The sequence below is a fragment of the Pseudomonas sp. H3_C08 genome (assembly GCF_054669455.1).
On the sequence record NZ_CP162803.1, the window covers coordinates 641,288 to 654,389 of the forward strand.

13 protein-coding genes and 4 tRNA genes are annotated in these 13,102 nt (G+C 58.2%); 12 read left to right on the top strand and 5 right to left on the bottom strand.

Annotated features, from left to right (window positions below; genetic code table 11):
• Positions 1 to 47: 47 nt before the first annotated feature.
• The 3 genes from AB4N74_RS03070 to AB4N74_RS03080 all read left to right on the top strand — a co-directional run bounded on the left by AB4N74_RS03070 (position 48) and on the right by AB4N74_RS03080 (position 3,590).
• Positions 48 to 359 (top strand): cupin domain-containing protein, encoded by a 312-nt coding sequence (locus tag AB4N74_RS03070; protein WP_116256504.1) that lies wholly within the window; start codon positions 48 to 50, stop codon positions 357 to 359.
• A 105-nt stretch (positions 360 to 464) separates the two neighbouring features.
• Entirely contained in the window at positions 465 to 1,616 is a 1,152-nt protein-coding gene (locus AB4N74_RS03075) for a TDT family transporter (protein WP_460101049.1), read from the top strand.
• 99 nt (positions 1,617 to 1,715) lie between these two features.
• The gene (locus AB4N74_RS03080; protein WP_116256503.1) at positions 1,716 to 3,590 is read left to right on the top strand and encodes an MFS transporter; all 1,875 of its coding nucleotides are present in this window, start codon (positions 1,716 to 1,718) and stop codon (positions 3,588 to 3,590) included.
• 112 nt (positions 3,591 to 3,702) lie between these two features.
• Here the strand turns inward: AB4N74_RS03080 and sugE are convergent, their stop codons facing one another.
• The 3 genes from sugE to rdgC form a co-directional block, all read right to left on the bottom strand.
• Positions 3,703 to 4,017: a quaternary ammonium compound efflux SMR transporter SugE gene (gene sugE / locus AB4N74_RS03085; protein WP_003223093.1), complete on the bottom strand. Its 315-nt coding sequence runs from the start codon at positions 4,015 to 4,017 to the stop codon at positions 3,703 to 3,705.
• Positions 4,018 to 4,136: 119 nt separating this feature from the next.
• On the bottom strand, positions 4,137 to 5,102 hold the full coding sequence (locus AB4N74_RS03090) for a bile acid:sodium symporter family protein (protein ID WP_116256502.1): 966 nt from the start codon (positions 5,100 to 5,102) through the stop codon (positions 4,137 to 4,139).
• 148 nt (positions 5,103 to 5,250) lie between these two features.
• Positions 5,251 to 6,171: a recombination-associated protein RdgC gene (rdgC, locus tag AB4N74_RS03095; protein ID WP_064390914.1), complete on the bottom strand. Its 921-nt coding sequence runs from the start codon at positions 6,169 to 6,171 to the stop codon at positions 5,251 to 5,253.
• Between the two features lie 159 nt (positions 6,172 to 6,330).
• On the opposite strand from rdgC, the gene AB4N74_RS03100 reads away from it, so the two are divergent.
• The 4 genes from AB4N74_RS03100 (at position 6,331) to AB4N74_RS03115 (ending at position 6,865) form a co-directional block, all read left to right on the top strand.
• Positions 6,331 to 6,406, top strand: a tRNA-Val gene (locus AB4N74_RS03100).
• A 19-nt stretch (positions 6,407 to 6,425) separates the two neighbouring features.
• Positions 6,426 to 6,502 (top strand) — tRNA-Asp (locus tag AB4N74_RS03105).
• 191 nt (positions 6,503 to 6,693) lie between these two features.
• Positions 6,694 to 6,769, top strand: a tRNA-Val gene (locus tag AB4N74_RS03110).
• 19 nt (positions 6,770 to 6,788) lie between these two features.
• Positions 6,789 to 6,865, top strand: a tRNA-Asp gene (locus AB4N74_RS03115).
• A gap of 114 nt (positions 6,866 to 6,979) precedes the next feature.
• Here the strand turns inward: AB4N74_RS03115 and AB4N74_RS03120 are convergent.
• Positions 6,980 to 8,146, bottom strand: a complete 1,167-nt coding sequence (locus AB4N74_RS03120) for a catalase family protein (RefSeq protein ID WP_460098170.1) — start codon at positions 8,144 to 8,146, stop codon at positions 6,980 to 6,982.
• Complete coding sequence (locus AB4N74_RS03125) at positions 8,143 to 9,951, bottom strand: di-heme-cytochrome C peroxidase (RefSeq protein ID WP_460098172.1); 1,809 nt, start codon at positions 9,949 to 9,951, stop codon at positions 8,143 to 8,145. Before AB4N74_RS03125 ends, AB4N74_RS03120 begins: the two co-directional genes overlap by 4 nt.
• 270 nt (positions 9,952 to 10,221) lie before the next feature.
• Between AB4N74_RS03125 and AB4N74_RS03130 the strand changes: the two genes are divergently transcribed.
• The 5 genes from AB4N74_RS03130 (at position 10,222) to AB4N74_RS03150 (ending at position 12,917) form a co-directional block, all read left to right on the top strand.
• The gene (locus AB4N74_RS03130) at positions 10,222 to 10,938 is read left to right on the top strand and encodes an FKBP-type peptidyl-prolyl cis-trans isomerase (protein ID WP_007919751.1); all 717 of its coding nucleotides are present in this window, start codon (positions 10,222 to 10,224) and stop codon (positions 10,936 to 10,938) included.
• 294 nt (positions 10,939 to 11,232) lie between these two features.
• On the top strand, positions 11,233 to 11,730 hold the full coding sequence (locus AB4N74_RS03135) for a YkvA family protein (RefSeq protein WP_460098174.1): 498 nt from the start codon (positions 11,233 to 11,235) through the stop codon (positions 11,728 to 11,730).
• A gap of 69 nt (positions 11,731 to 11,799) precedes the next feature.
• Positions 11,800 to 12,141 carry a helix-turn-helix domain-containing protein gene (locus AB4N74_RS03140; RefSeq protein WP_093440125.1) on the top strand — a complete coding sequence of 114 codons (342 nt, stop codon included), beginning with the start codon at positions 11,800 to 11,802 and terminating at the stop codon, positions 12,139 to 12,141.
• On the top strand, positions 12,138 to 12,509 hold the full coding sequence (locus AB4N74_RS03145) for a hypothetical protein (RefSeq protein WP_003223109.1): 372 nt from the start codon (positions 12,138 to 12,140) through the stop codon (positions 12,507 to 12,509). Before AB4N74_RS03140 ends, AB4N74_RS03145 begins: the two co-directional genes overlap by 4 nt.
• Entirely contained in the window at positions 12,510 to 12,917 is a 408-nt protein-coding gene (locus tag AB4N74_RS03150) for an SEL1-like repeat protein (protein ID WP_414926789.1), read from the top strand.
• The last annotated feature ends 185 nt before the right edge of the window (positions 12,918 to 13,102 follow it).

Consider the following 13,102-nt stretch of genomic DNA (forward strand, 5'->3'; position numbering starts at 1 on the left):
CTCTATTTCGGTTAGCCTTGCCCAGCCTTCTTCTCACGGATCGACTCATGAAGATTATTCGCAGCAAGACCTTCACCGCCGAGCGCGCCTGGGGCGCTCTGGACATTGCCAACATGAACGGCATCACCACGCGCCTGCACTGGACGGATCAGCCGTACAAATGGCACATCAACGACGGCGAGGAAGTGTTTGTGGTGCTGGATGGTCAAGTGCTGATGCATTACCGCGATCTGGGCGAAGAAAAACAGGTGCAGCTTGATGTCGGTGACATCTTCTATGCGAGTGTCGGCACCGAGCACGTCGCCCATCCGCAAGGCGCAGCGCGGATTCTGGTGATCGAGAGCGAAGGCAGCGTCTGACGGCTTATTGGTAAAACAGATAACAGTTAGAGAAAATACCCGTTATATAGATATTCGATTCGGTTCTACCATGGACTCAACCTCACCAGAGGAGAGGACTCCATGATGACTTGCCCCAACAGCGCCAAACCCGGCATCAAACCGTTCCGCCAGCTTCAGCACCCGCGTGAAGTGATCCGCCAATTCACCCCGAACTGGTTCGCCGCGACCATGGGCACCGGGGTGCTGGCGTTGGCGCTCGCACAATTGCCGCTGGCCATTCCAGGCCTGCACGCCATTGCTGAAGGTGTGTGGTTGTTCAACATTCTGTTATTCAGCCTGTTTACCCTTGCCTACGCCGCACGCTGGATGCTGTTCTTTGATGAAGCGCGGCGGATTTTCGGCCACTCCACTGTATCGATGTTCTTCGGCACGATTCCCATGGGCCTGGCGACGATCATCAACGGCTTTCTGCTGTTTGGCCTGCCGCGCTGGGGTGACGGCGTGATTCACCTCGCCGAAGTGCTGTGGTGGATCGATGTGGCCATGTCGCTGGCTTGCGGCGTGTTGATCCCTTACATGATGTTTACCCGTCAGGAACACAGCATTGATCAGATGACCGCCGTCTGGTTGCTGCCGGTCGTGGCGGCAGAGGTGGCGGCGGCCAGCGGTGGTTTGCTCGCGCCGCATCTCACCGATGCCCACTCACAATTGGTGGTACTGACGACAAGCTACGTGCTCTGGGCCTTTTCGCTACCGGTAGCATTCAGCATTCTGACCATCCTGCTGCTGCGCATGGCCCTGCACAAACTGCCCCACGAAAATATGGCGGCGTCGAGCTGGCTGGCCCTCGGCCCGATCGGCACCGGTGCGCTGGGCATGTTGCTGTTGGGTGGTGATGCGCCGGCGATATTCGCGGCGAACGGTCTGCCCGGTATCGGTGAAATCGCCTCGGGTGTGGGGCTTATTGCCGGGATAACCCTGTGGGGCTTCGGGCTGTGGTGGATGCTGATAGCGCTGCTGATCACCGTGCGTTACTTGCGTGACGGCATCCCGTTCAACCTCGGCTGGTGGGGCTTCACCTTCCCGTTGGGCGTGTATTCGCTGGCAACTCTGAAACTGGCGAGCAGCCTGAACCTGACGTTTTTCAGCGTCTTCGGTACCGCGCTGGTGCTGTTGCTGGCGGTGATGTGGCTGATTGTCGGTAAACGCACCGTGCAAGGTGCGTGGCGTGGCGAGCTGTTTGTCTCGCCATGCATTGCAGGTTTGAAGAAATAACCGGAAAAGTTTAGGTAAGGTGTGGCCTGGATCGCTGTTCGAGAATCCAATAAGCAGTACCCAGGCCTCTCTACCTTAAACATCAGGGAAACACGGAAGATGAGTCACCCCTCACAGTTCAACCTGCTGCGCACCCGGCGCTTCTTGCCGTTCTTCATCACGCAGTCGCTCGGCGCGTTCAACGACAACGTGTTCAAACAGTCGCTGATCCTCGCCATTCTCTATCGGCTGACCATCGAGGGTGACCGTTCGATCTGGGTCAACCTGTGTGCTTTGCTGTTTATCCTGCCGTTTTTCCTGTTCTCGGCACTGGCCGGGCAGTTCGGGGAAAAATTCGCCAAGGACGCGCTGATCCGTCTGATCAAGCTCGCGGAAATCGCGATCATGGCCGTAGGATCGATCGGTTTTCTCTTCGATCACTTGTCGCTGATGCTGGTGGCGCTGTTCGCCATGGGGACCCATTCGGCGCTGTTCGGGCCGGTGAAGTATTCGATCCTGCCGCAGGCCTTGCGCGAGGATGAGCTGGTGGGCGGCAACGGCCTGGTGGAGATGGGCACGTTTCTGGCGATTCTCGCCGGGACGATTGGTGCCGGGGTCATCATGTCCTCTTCGCACTACGCACCGTTGGTGTCCTGCGCCATCGTCGGGATCGCCGTGCTGGGTTATCTGGCCAGTCGCAGCATTCCGCGCGCGGCGGCATCCTCCCCGGAGATGCGCCTGAACTGGAACATCTTCAGTCAATCCTGGGCCACGCTGAAGCTCGGTCTGGGCCAGACGCCAGCGGTGTCGCGCTCGATTGTCGGCAATTCGTGGTTCTGGTTTGTCGGGGCGATTTACCTGACGCAGATTCCCGCCTACGCCAAGGAATGGATGCACGGCGATGAGACCGTGGTCACCCTGATTCTTACCGTGTTCTCGGTCGGGATTGCGCTGGGTTCGATGCTTTGCGAGAAGCTGTCCGGGCGCAAGGTGGAGATCGGTCTGGTGCCGTTCGGTTCGTTCGGTCTGACCGTATTCGGTTTGCTGCTGTGGTGGCATTCCGGCGGGATTCCCGACAGCGTCAGCGGCCACAGCTGGATTGAAGTGCTGGGCTTCGTGCACACCTGGGCGGTGTTGGTCGACATCCTCGGTCTCGGCATTTTCGGTGGTTTCTACATCGTGCCGTTGTATGCCTTGATCCAGTCGCGCACCGCCGAGAACGAGCGGGCAAGGGTGATTGCTGCCAACAACATTCTCAACGCACTGTTTATGGTGGTCTCGGCCATCGTCTCGATTGTGCTGCTGAGCGTGGTCAAACTGTCGATCCCGCAGTTGTTCCTGGTGGTGTCGCTGCTGAACATCGGGGTCAACGCCTACATCTTCAAAATCGTCCCCGAGTTCAGCATGCGCTTCATGATCTGGCTGCTCAGCCATTCCATGTACCGCGTCGAACACCGCAACCTTGAGGCGATTCCGGATGAAGGCGCGGCACTGCTGGTGTGCAACCACGTGTCGTTTGTCGATGCCTTGCTGATTGGTGGCGCAGTGCGTCGGCCGATTCGCTTTGTCATGTACTACAAGATCTACAACCTGCCGGTGCTGAACTTTATCTTCCGCACGGCGGGGGCGATTCCGATTGCCGGACGGAATGAAGACATCCAGATTTACGAAAAGGCCTTCACGCGAATTGCTCACTATTTGAAGGACGGTGAGCTGGTGTGCATTTTCCCGGAAGGCAAGCTGACGGCGGATGGCGAGATGAATGAGTTCCGGGGCGGGCTCACGCGGATTCTCGAAGAGACACCGGTGCCGGTGATTCCGCTGGCGTTGCAAGGGCTGTGGGGGAGTTTCTTCAGCCGCGATCCGAACAAAGGGTTTTTTCACCGGTTGTGGTCGCGGGTGACACTGGTGGCAGGAGCGCCAGTGGGCGTTGATGCTGCTGAGCCGGCGAAGTTGCAGGTGTTGGTCGGGGAGTTGCGCGGGGCAGTCAGATAGCCGGCGATTTTAAGGGCCTCTTCGCGAGCAGGCTCGCACACATTCGATCGCGTTCCGTCAGAGGAATACGATCAACTGTGGGAGCGAGCCTGCTCGCGAAAGCGGTAGTGGCCTAAGCGCTGACCTTGAGGCCAATCAGCCCGGTAATGATCAACGCCACACTCGCCAGGCGAATCAACGCCATCGACTCGCCAAACAGGATGATTCCGGCAATCACCGTGCCCACCGCACCGACGCCGGTCCAGATCGCATAGGCGGTGCCCAACGGTAATTCCTTCATCGCAAGGCCGAGCAGGCCAAGGCTGATGGCCATGGCCGCAACGGTCAGAACGGTGGGGAGCGGGCGGGTGAAACCGTCGGTGTATTTCAGGCCGACGGCCCAGCCGACTTCAAACAGGCCGGCGAAAAACAGAATGATCCAGGACATGAAAGACCTCCATCGATAGACGGGGTCGTCCCCAGATTAATAACTCGATCGAGCCGCAGGGTCGTCCCCGCGTTGCGCAATAGTGTGACGAGCATTAACCCGGGGATCAAGTTTTCGCCTCAGTCTGCCGCTTGTTGCGCCAGCGACTCGCGATCTTCCTTTTCACTCATGCGCCGGAAGTACGTCGACAGCAGTGCCCCGGAAATATTGTGCCAAACGCTGAACAGCGCGCTCGGCACCGCCGCCAATGGCGAAAAATGCGCACTGGCCAATGCCGCGCCCAATCCGGAGTTCTGCATGCCGACTTCCAGCGCCAATGATTTACGCTGGGCCAACGGCAACTTGAACAAACGCCCAGTGAAATAGCCCAGCAGATAACCGAAGCTGTTGTGCAGCATCACCACGGCCATGATCAACAGGCCGGATTCGGCGATTTTCGCCTGACTGGCGGCCACCACGGCGGTGACAATGATCACGATGCTGACCACCGATACCAGCGGCAACACGTCCACCGCATGACGAACCTTGTCACCGAGCATGCGTTGGGCAACCACGCCGAGAATGATCGGCAGCAGCACCACTTGCAGGATCGACCAGAACAGCTCCATGAACGACACCGGCAACCACGCCGAAGCCAGCAGCCAGATCAGTGCCGGGGTCAGCAGCGGGGCGAGGAGGGTGGTCACGGCAGCAATGGCCACCGACAATGCCAGATCACCTCGGGCCAGCCAGGTCATCACGTTGGACGAGGTGCCGCTCGGGCAGCAACCGACCAGAATCACTCCGACAGCGATTTCCGGCGGCAGGTGAAATATCTGGCAGAGCAACCACGCCACACCGGGCATGATCACGAAATGTGCAACCACGCCCAGCGCTACGCGCCATGGATGGCGGGCGACAGCAGCGAAGTCGTCGAGTTTGAGGGTCAGGCCCATGCCGAACATCACCAGCCCGAGCAGCGGCACGATCGCGCTTTTCAGGCCGAGGAACCACGCCGGTTGCAGGAACGCAATCACCGCGAAAAGCAGAACCCAGTAAGCGAAGGTATTGCCGACAAAGCGGCTGAGTGCAGCCAGTGCGCGCATGGCCTGTTCCTTATTATTAAATGAACACCACAAAACAAATGTAGGAGTGAGCCTGCTCGCGATAGCGGTCTTTCAATCAACACATTAGTTGAATGTCAGTCCCTCATCGCGAGCAGGCTCACTCCTACAGTTTTGACATCACAAGGCTTTAGATGCCTTGAGGAGTCTCTTCCCCACCCAACGCTTCAACCAGCGCTGGCAGGAAATCACCGAAGGTCAGCATCATCAGCGTGAAGCTGGCATCCAGCTGACCCAGTGCCTCGTCGCCACCGTCCTGCTCCGCCTGATCCTGCAACAGATCTTCGAACTTCAGACGTTTGACCGTCATCTTGTCGTCGAGCATGAACGACAGTTTGTCCTGCCAGGCCAACGACAATTGAGTGACGACTTTGCCAGTGCTCAGGTGCAGCTGGATTTCTTCGCTGGTCAGATCCTGACGCTTGCAACGCACGATACCGCCATCTTCGTGGGTGTCGCGCAGTTCGCACTCGTCCAGTACATAGAAGTCATCAGCGGCTTTTTGCGTGGTGACCCAGTCAGTCATGACCGCAGTCGGTGCCATTTTCACGGTCAACGGACGGACGGGCAGGGTGCCGATCACTTCACGCAGGGTCGACAGCAGGTCTTCGGCACGTTTCGGGCTGGCCGAGTTGACCAGGATCAGGCCCTGTTTCGGCGCGATAGCGGCAAAGGTCGACGAGCGACGGATGAAGGCGCGCGGCAGGAACGCCTGGATGATTTCATCCTTGATCTGATCGCGTTCCTTCTTATAGACCTTGCGCATCTGTTCGGCTTCGATCTCTTCGACCTTTTCCTTGACCGCGTCGCGCACGACGCTGCCCGGCAGAATGCGTTCCTCTTTACGCGCGGAAATCAGCAGGAAGTCACCGCTGACGTGCACCAGTGGAGCATCTTCGCCTTTGCCGAACGGCGCGACGAAACCGTAGGTGGTCAACTCCTGGCTTGCACATGGACGCGCCAGTTTGGTGGCCAGTGCAGTTTCCAGCGCCTCGGCATCGACAGGCAGGTCTTGGGTCAGGCGATAGATAAGCAGGTTTTTGAACCACATGGGGTGAGTCTCTCCTTTATACAAAGGGGGGCATTATTGTCTTCGCCGTCCCATAGGCCAACCCTTCTCTAAGCCTTTGGAAGGCCTGAGAAAATTATTTAAAAAAGTGCTTGCCAGAGGTTGGGTCGCTCCGTAGAATGCGCGCCACACCGAAGCGAAGGGTGATTAGCTCAGCTGGGAGAGCGTCTGCCTTACAAGCAGAATGTCGGCGGTTCGATCCCGTCATCACCCACCATTCGTTTCAAGTGTTTAGCGCAGCGGTAGTTCAGTCGGTTAGAATACCGGCCTGTCACGCCGGGGGTCGCGGGTTCGAGTCCCGTCCGCTGCGCCATATTCGGTAACCTGGACCACTGAACGCCAGGTCACCACGGAAAAACCCGCCAAGGCGGGTTTTTTTCTGCTCCAAGGTTGTACCCGCGGGATGTGTCGTTTTATTGGTTTTCGGATTTATTTGAAAAAAACTTCAATTAAATCAACACTTTACGAAAACTTGTGGCATAATGCGTCCCGTAACGAAGCGAAGGGTGATTAGCTCAGCTGGGAGAGCGTCTGCCTTACAAGCAGAATGTCGGCGGTTCGATCCCGTCATCACCCACCATTCGTTTCAAGCGTTTCGCGCAGCGGTAGTTCAGTCGGTTAGAATACCGGCCTGTCACGCCGGGGGTCGCGGGTTCGAGTCCCGTCCGCTGCGCCATATTCGGAATCTGGAACACTGAACGCCAGATTTCACAGAAAGCCCGCCTTGTGCGGGCTTTTTTTTGTCCGGGATTTATTGATCCCATGTCCTCAAAGGTGCTTTGACACCGTTCTACTGCGCGGCATTCTGGCGATGCCGATAGTCGCTCACCGCCTCATACACCGCTTTACGCAAACGGTTGATCCCGCCAATCGGCCGATGCGCCTCAAGCCCGAACCACGGATTGAACGAAAGATTGTCACACGCCAGATTCAGCGCCGGTGTATCGAAGTCCTGCGGTGGCAGAGTGATCCGTGCCACGGTTTCAAACGGCGAATCCTGCTCGCGCCATTCGATGCTGGTGTCTTCGATCGGCATGTACTTGTTGGCATCCTGACGCTGGATCTGCAGGACGAAACACGCCGGTATCCGGTCCGTCGACAGTTGCTGGTTTAAGGCGCTGCGCAAGAAGTTCGGTAAATCATGATTCTGTTTTGGCAGTGTGTAGTCCGGGCAGTTGTCCGGGGCGGGCGCCACCCGAAACTTTGCATTGGCTTCACCAAATTTGTACGGCGATACCGAAAAATAAGTGGTCGCGGTCGGACTGTCCGGCGGCGGTGACAGGGTTGCCAGTGCAATAAACAAATGGCGGACCTGCCATGTGCGCGGGTCCCATCCCGGAAAAAATGCCATGACCTTTTTGCCGTCAGCCTGCGCCGACACGTTCTGACGATACTCGGCGACGTCACTGACAAAAAAGTTCGGGTGGCTGAACATCACAAAATCCTGCTCGCGCTGCTCCTGGCGGTCACGCAGCAAGGATTTTCCCGGCACATCGAGCAGTTTGATCGCCATCCCCCGGGCGTCGCGCAGACTGTCGAACTGTGGATAGGCATTGCCATTGGACAGGCGAATCATCGCTTGCCAGGTTTTTCCGGGCTCACTGAACACGCCCTGTCGCAGCGGTTGCGCCAGTTCCGGCAGCACTTGCACCTGCGCCTTCACGCAGCCATGGGCCTTGGCATGGGCGTCGCGCAGATAACGGGTGCTTTCTCGGTGTTGATCGACGATGCGTACGGCGGTCTGGATCACGTCCTGGGTCATCGCCGCTTCGCCGCTGGGAATCTGCTCCTGCGCCGACACCGGGCCACGGTGTTGCCAGGCAAACCAGACCGTAGCGATGGCCCAGCCGAACAGGCCGATGACGAGCGCTATCAACAGAACCTTGCCCAGTACACGACCCAGCCACAACCAGATTCTGGCCAGCAGCGACTGTTCTTTCTTGAAGGTTGAGATCATGGCAGTTGCGCCTCCAGTGGGCCGCCGAGGACTTTCAGGTACTCAAGAAGTGCCCAGCGTTCTTCGGGCTGTAATAGCCGGCCAATAACGCCGTTGCCACGTTCGCCGGCACGGAATTCATGGCCGCTGTTGTGGTTGCCGGTGATGCGCGTGTCGAACAGGAAGCCATTGGTAAACGCTTCGGTGCGATACCCCAAATGTCGCGGATCGTATTCGAAGGTGCCTTTGAAAAAGGTCGTGACGCGTTCATCCTGCGGCGACAACAACTCATAAATACTCGGCACTGAACCGTTGTGCAAAAACGGCGCGGTGGCCCAGACACCCGCCAGTGGGCGCGCCTTGTAAGCGACTTTTTCGCGTACGCCGATGGGTAGGGCGAAACCGTCCAGGCGTGGTTTTTCCTGCGGCGTGACGTTGGCTTCGCGATAGGCGCGGTCTTCGACGAAGGCGGTGACGTAAGCCAAGCCCTTGGCCACCGACATTTGGCTCAGATCCAGTGGCGCCTTGGGTGTCGGATGCAGTTTGACGTCCATTTTTTCCAGCTCTTTCAGATCCCACTGCAGGGCTGTCAGGTCGAAACGGTGGCTGGCGATATTGTTGGCGGCGGTCGGGTCGGTGCCGATGACAGCGGCCGGCAGCATGTGCAAAAGCTGCACCCGGCGCTCACCTTCCTGGGTCTGGCGCGGGACATGGCAACCGGCGCAATTCTCGGTAAACAGCGTGCGCCCCTTGGCTGCCAGGGGGGTGTCGATGGCGCCAAACAGATCCTCTGGCCAAGTGGGGGGCTTGAGCTTTTGCAGGGTTTCTTCGATTTTGTGCAGATCACGCACGCGCACGCTGGAGGCATAGCGTGCTTCGCCTTGCAGTGGCTGGCCGTTGTCATCGAAAAAATTCAGGGTGGCGCCGACGCCCAACGCTTCACCGATATTGCGTGCCATCGGCTGCTGCGCCGAGCCGTTCCACTGCACCCAGTCGAATGACCACATATCCCAGAGCTGTGGATAATCCACCGGGGCATTGGCCACGCGGTAGTTGGCGGGGGAAATCGCATCGCCAAACGTCGCGTTGGCAATGCGTCCGAAGGCATCGGCGCGGCCGGGGCCTTCTTCGGTCGGGTAGAGGCCGCGATGGGTATCGTTCCAGGCGACTTTGAGGAATGTATTCAGTGAGGTTTTGAAGTCTTTGCGCAATTGCTCGTGACGCGCGTCGTATTCGTCGCCCAGCACGGTTCTGGCGAAACGTTCGAATTTCCATGGGTTGTAGTAAGTCGCGGTCAGACTTGCCACCAATGCCTGTCCGAAACTGCCGCCGCGCAAAGTAGGCACACTGGACGGCAGCACATGTTGCGCGGTACCCCCGTCAATTCGCACGGCCTGACCTTTGAAACGCAATTCGCCGGTGTGGCAAGCGGCGCAAGTGATGTCCAGATATTGTTCGGTGCTGCCGGGGTTCTGATGTCGGGCAAAACCGACGGGGAGGTTGCCGGGGTTGGTCGTCGTGGCTTTCTGCTGCGGGTCGATCAGAAAACCGAAACGCGCCAGGTAATCAGGCGAGGCGAAACGTTGCGCCGAGAAGGGCAGTTCCAGCGCCTGGAACCACTCATAGCGCAGGCCTTTGACCTGCGTACCCTGGGGCGTGAAATAGTAGGTTTGCCGGTCTTCGTCACTCCACTGATTGAGGTAATGCACCTGCTCGGCGGGGGTGTAGAAGGGCAGTTTCGGATTGGCGACGTAATACAGGACCACGGCGAGAACCAGTCCCAGCAGCACGACGATCAGGGTCAGCACACGGAATAAGAGGCGCAAGATAAACATCCTTGTCGATTTGTTCCGCTGTTATGCCTGAGCCTGGCCCTGTGCGGCAAGTGGCCATTACGCCAGATGATGCAAGAAGAAACGACGCCGATTGCCGGGACGAGATGACAGAAGCTTCATCGTCGCTTCGCGCCAATGCGTTTTAATCCCTGAACTTATCGGAAGATTCCTGCTCTCATGCCGGTAGCCATTGGTCGTGGCGGCCTGATAAGCTCGCGGCTTTACTCGATTGCCCTTTCGGCGCATGAACAAGGAAATAGCATGAAACAGCATCGGTTGGCGGCGGCGGTTGCCCTGGTTAGCCTGGTCCTCGCGGGTTGTGATTCGCAGACCAGCGTAGAGCTGAAAACCCCGGCGCAAAAAGCTTCCTACGGTATCGGCCTGAACATGGGCAAGAGCCTGGCTCAGGAAGGCATGGATGATCTGGACTCCAAAGCGGTAGCCCAGGGCATCGAAGATGCCGTCGGCAAGAAAGAACAGAAGCTGAAAGATGAAGAACTGGTCGAAGCCTTCGCCGCGCTGCAGAAGCGTGCTGAAGAGCGTATGGCCAAGATGAGCGAAGAGTCGGCAGCCGCCGGCAAGAAATTCCTCGAAGAAAATGGCAAGAAAGCTGGTGTGACAACCACCGCTTCCGGCCTGCAGTATGAAGTCGTCAAGAAAGCTGATGGCCCACAGCCTAAGCCGACTGACGTAGTGACCGTTCACTACACCGGTAAGCTGACCAACGGCACCGTCTTCGACAGCTCCGTCGAGCGCGGCAGCCCGATCGATCTGCCGGTGAGCGGCGTGATCCCGGGTTGGGTTGAAGGTCTGCAACTGATGCACGTTGGCGAGAAGTACAAACTGTACATCCCTAGCGATCTGGCTTACGGCGCACAGTCGCCAAGCCCGGCAATCCCGGCCAACTCGGTTCTGGTCTTCGACCTGGAACTGCTGGCCATCAAGGATCCAGCCAAAGAAGCCGCTGCTGCCAAGTAATCGGTAACGGGTCTGTCAACAACGCCTCGCTTATGCGGGGCGTTGTTGCATCTGGACCTTGGCAAGGGTAAACAGAGCGAACCGATGGCGGTCGGGAGAGTCATAGCCAATGAGACTGCCATCGCTAGCCGCCCTGAGCAGCCAAGTCAATGAAATATTGGGGTTTTTTATGTGAGTAAAAAACGCCCGATCTGAGCGCAGCCCTTATGAAACGGGGCTTTCAGCGCTGAAATGCAGCTCTGTTCACAAGGTTATCCACAATTTGTGTGGATAACATTTCAACGGGAGGAATAGATGAAAGCTCCGTGGAATTTCGCTCGATTCCTGCCCTTGGCCGGCCGTCTGCTGGCGCGTGGCCGTTTACCGACCTTACTGTTTGCGGTTGCCAGCAAAGGCGCCGCGCAAGGCAATCGTCTCGGTAAACTCAAGGACGATTTACGCTTGCTTCAGGCATTGTGCCTGGCCTACTGGCGCGGCGAGTACCGCGCTATCAGTGGCAAAGCCCTGGTGTCGGTGGTGGCGGGTTTGATGTACTTCCTCAGCCCGGTGGACGCGATTCCGGATTTCATTCCCGTATTTGGCATGCTCGACGACATCGCCGTCCTCGCCTGGCTGATGAAAACCCTCGACGATGAACTCAATGCGTTTCGCCTGTGGCGCAACCGTCAGCAACCGGAAAAACTGGCAGTCGTCGAACGCCTGCCGGATACCCCCGAGCAACTGCAACTGCAGGGGCCGAAAAAACCTGATTCTCAGCACCCACCTACAGATAGATACCCCCCGCGACCTTAGCCGCTGTTAGGATTACACTTCTAGGGAAAAGTGCCGACTCGCTAAGTGTTGTTGTCCTACGGGGTAGTCATGGATATTCAGATAATTGCACGCGATGGCGAACCCGAATACGCGGTTCTGCCGTGGGCTCAGTATCAGGCTCTACTAAAAGCAGCAGGCATCAACGAAACACCGTCGCGTCCGGCAGCCACGCCGCTCGCGGCCTCACCAGACGCGATTCTTCCAGGTCTGGATCAACTACGCAGTTTGCGCGAAGGGAAGGGCATCGCCATTGAGGCGCTGGCCCGCACGGTAGGCATCAGCCCGTCTTATCTGGCCATGATCGAAAGTGGCGAGCGTCAGCCCGACGCCGCGATTCGCCGCAGCCTGGCCTGGGAATTGACGGTGCCAGGGTGGAGGGATGAATCGTGAGCGTACGCATCAGTCGTCAACATTGGGACGGATTGCTCGGGGAACTTGATCAGGCGCGTCGCCAGCGCCATCTGCTGACTTATCGGGCCTTGCTCGAGCGGTTGCAATTGCCGACGCCGGCCATGCAAACCCTGACGGCCGCGCTTGAACATCTGGCCGCGCTGGATGCCAAGGCCGAACAACCGTTGCGCAGTTCGCTGGTGATCAGCCAGGGCGCGAGTCGCCTGCCGCGCACGGGTTTCTTTGAATGCGTTGAACGTCTGGGGCGTTTTTCCGGGCCATCCGACGGCGTTGCCGCGGCTTCCTGGCATGCCTCGGAAGTGGTCAGGGTCTTCGAGTACGAGTACCCGGAATCGGCAGAGGCCTGAGTGTTTTTACGACTCAAGGCGCGGGCCAGTTACTGGCTGGCGCGCAGGCTGTTTCACTGGTCGTGGTTTGTCCGCCAACCGCGAGGTTGGCGCTGGCTCGAAGGTCAGTTTGCGCGCATGGCTAACCTTGGCGATGTCGGTGCACAAAGCTTCTACGGGCACATCCTGACCTTTCGTGGTGTCGGCCTGGGTGCACGTCAAGAAGGAGTGCGCCTGTTGCGGCTGGCCGCGCTCGCGGGTGATGGCAAAGCGGCTTATCAGGTCGGCGTGATCAGTTTGGCCGGAACGCCGAGCAAACCGCCGGATCCTGCCGAAGCCGCACGCTGGTGGGGCATGGCGGCCAAAGCCGGCCACCCGTTGGCGGAGCTCAAATTGAAAGAGCTGAGTACTCGCGACTCAACACTGTAAATCCATTTATGTCTGCCCGAACAAACGCGGCGTGAGGTTTTCCTCACGCCGCGTTTGCGTTTTTGCGCGGTTGTTTATCTGTGAGTTGTTTTTTACAGACAAGTCCTACAGTCATCGCCTACTTGCCTGACTTCTTTCCCGATTGATCCCCCGCACAGTTCCCGCGCCTAATTTTTTTGCGCGAG

Bases quoted from the DNA above. Each gene is read 5' to 3' on its own strand.
- AB4N74_RS03070 (WP_116256504.1), top strand. From the start codon at position 48: ATGAAGATTATTCGCAGCAAGACCTTCACCGCCGAGCGCGCCTGGGGC.
- AB4N74_RS03075 (WP_460101049.1), top strand. From the start codon at position 465: ATGACTTGCCCCAACAGCGCCAAACCCGGCATCAAACCGTTCCGCCAG.
- AB4N74_RS03080 (WP_116256503.1), top strand. From the start codon at position 1,716: ATGAGTCACCCCTCACAGTTCAACCTGCTGCGCACCCGGCGCTTCTTG.
- sugE (WP_003223093.1), bottom strand. From the start codon at position 4,017: ATGTCCTGGATCATTCTGTTTTTCGCCGGCCTGTTTGAAGTCGGCTGG.
- AB4N74_RS03090 (WP_116256502.1), bottom strand. From the start codon at position 5,102: ATGCGCGCACTGGCTGCACTCAGCCGCTTTGTCGGCAATACCTTCGCT.
- rdgC (WP_064390914.1), bottom strand. From the start codon at position 6,171: ATGTGGTTCAAAAACCTGCTTATCTATCGCCTGACCCAAGACCTGCCT.
- AB4N74_RS03120 (WP_460098170.1), bottom strand. From the start codon at position 8,146: ATGATCTCAACCTTCAAGAAAGAACAGTCGCTGCTGGCCAGAATCTGG.
- AB4N74_RS03130 (WP_007919751.1), top strand. From the start codon at position 10,222: ATGAAACAGCATCGGTTGGCGGCGGCGGTTGCCCTGGTTAGCCTGGTC.
- AB4N74_RS03135 (WP_460098174.1), top strand. From the start codon at position 11,233: ATGAAAGCTCCGTGGAATTTCGCTCGATTCCTGCCCTTGGCCGGCCGT.
- AB4N74_RS03140 (WP_093440125.1), top strand. From the start codon at position 11,800: ATGGATATTCAGATAATTGCACGCGATGGCGAACCCGAATACGCGGTT.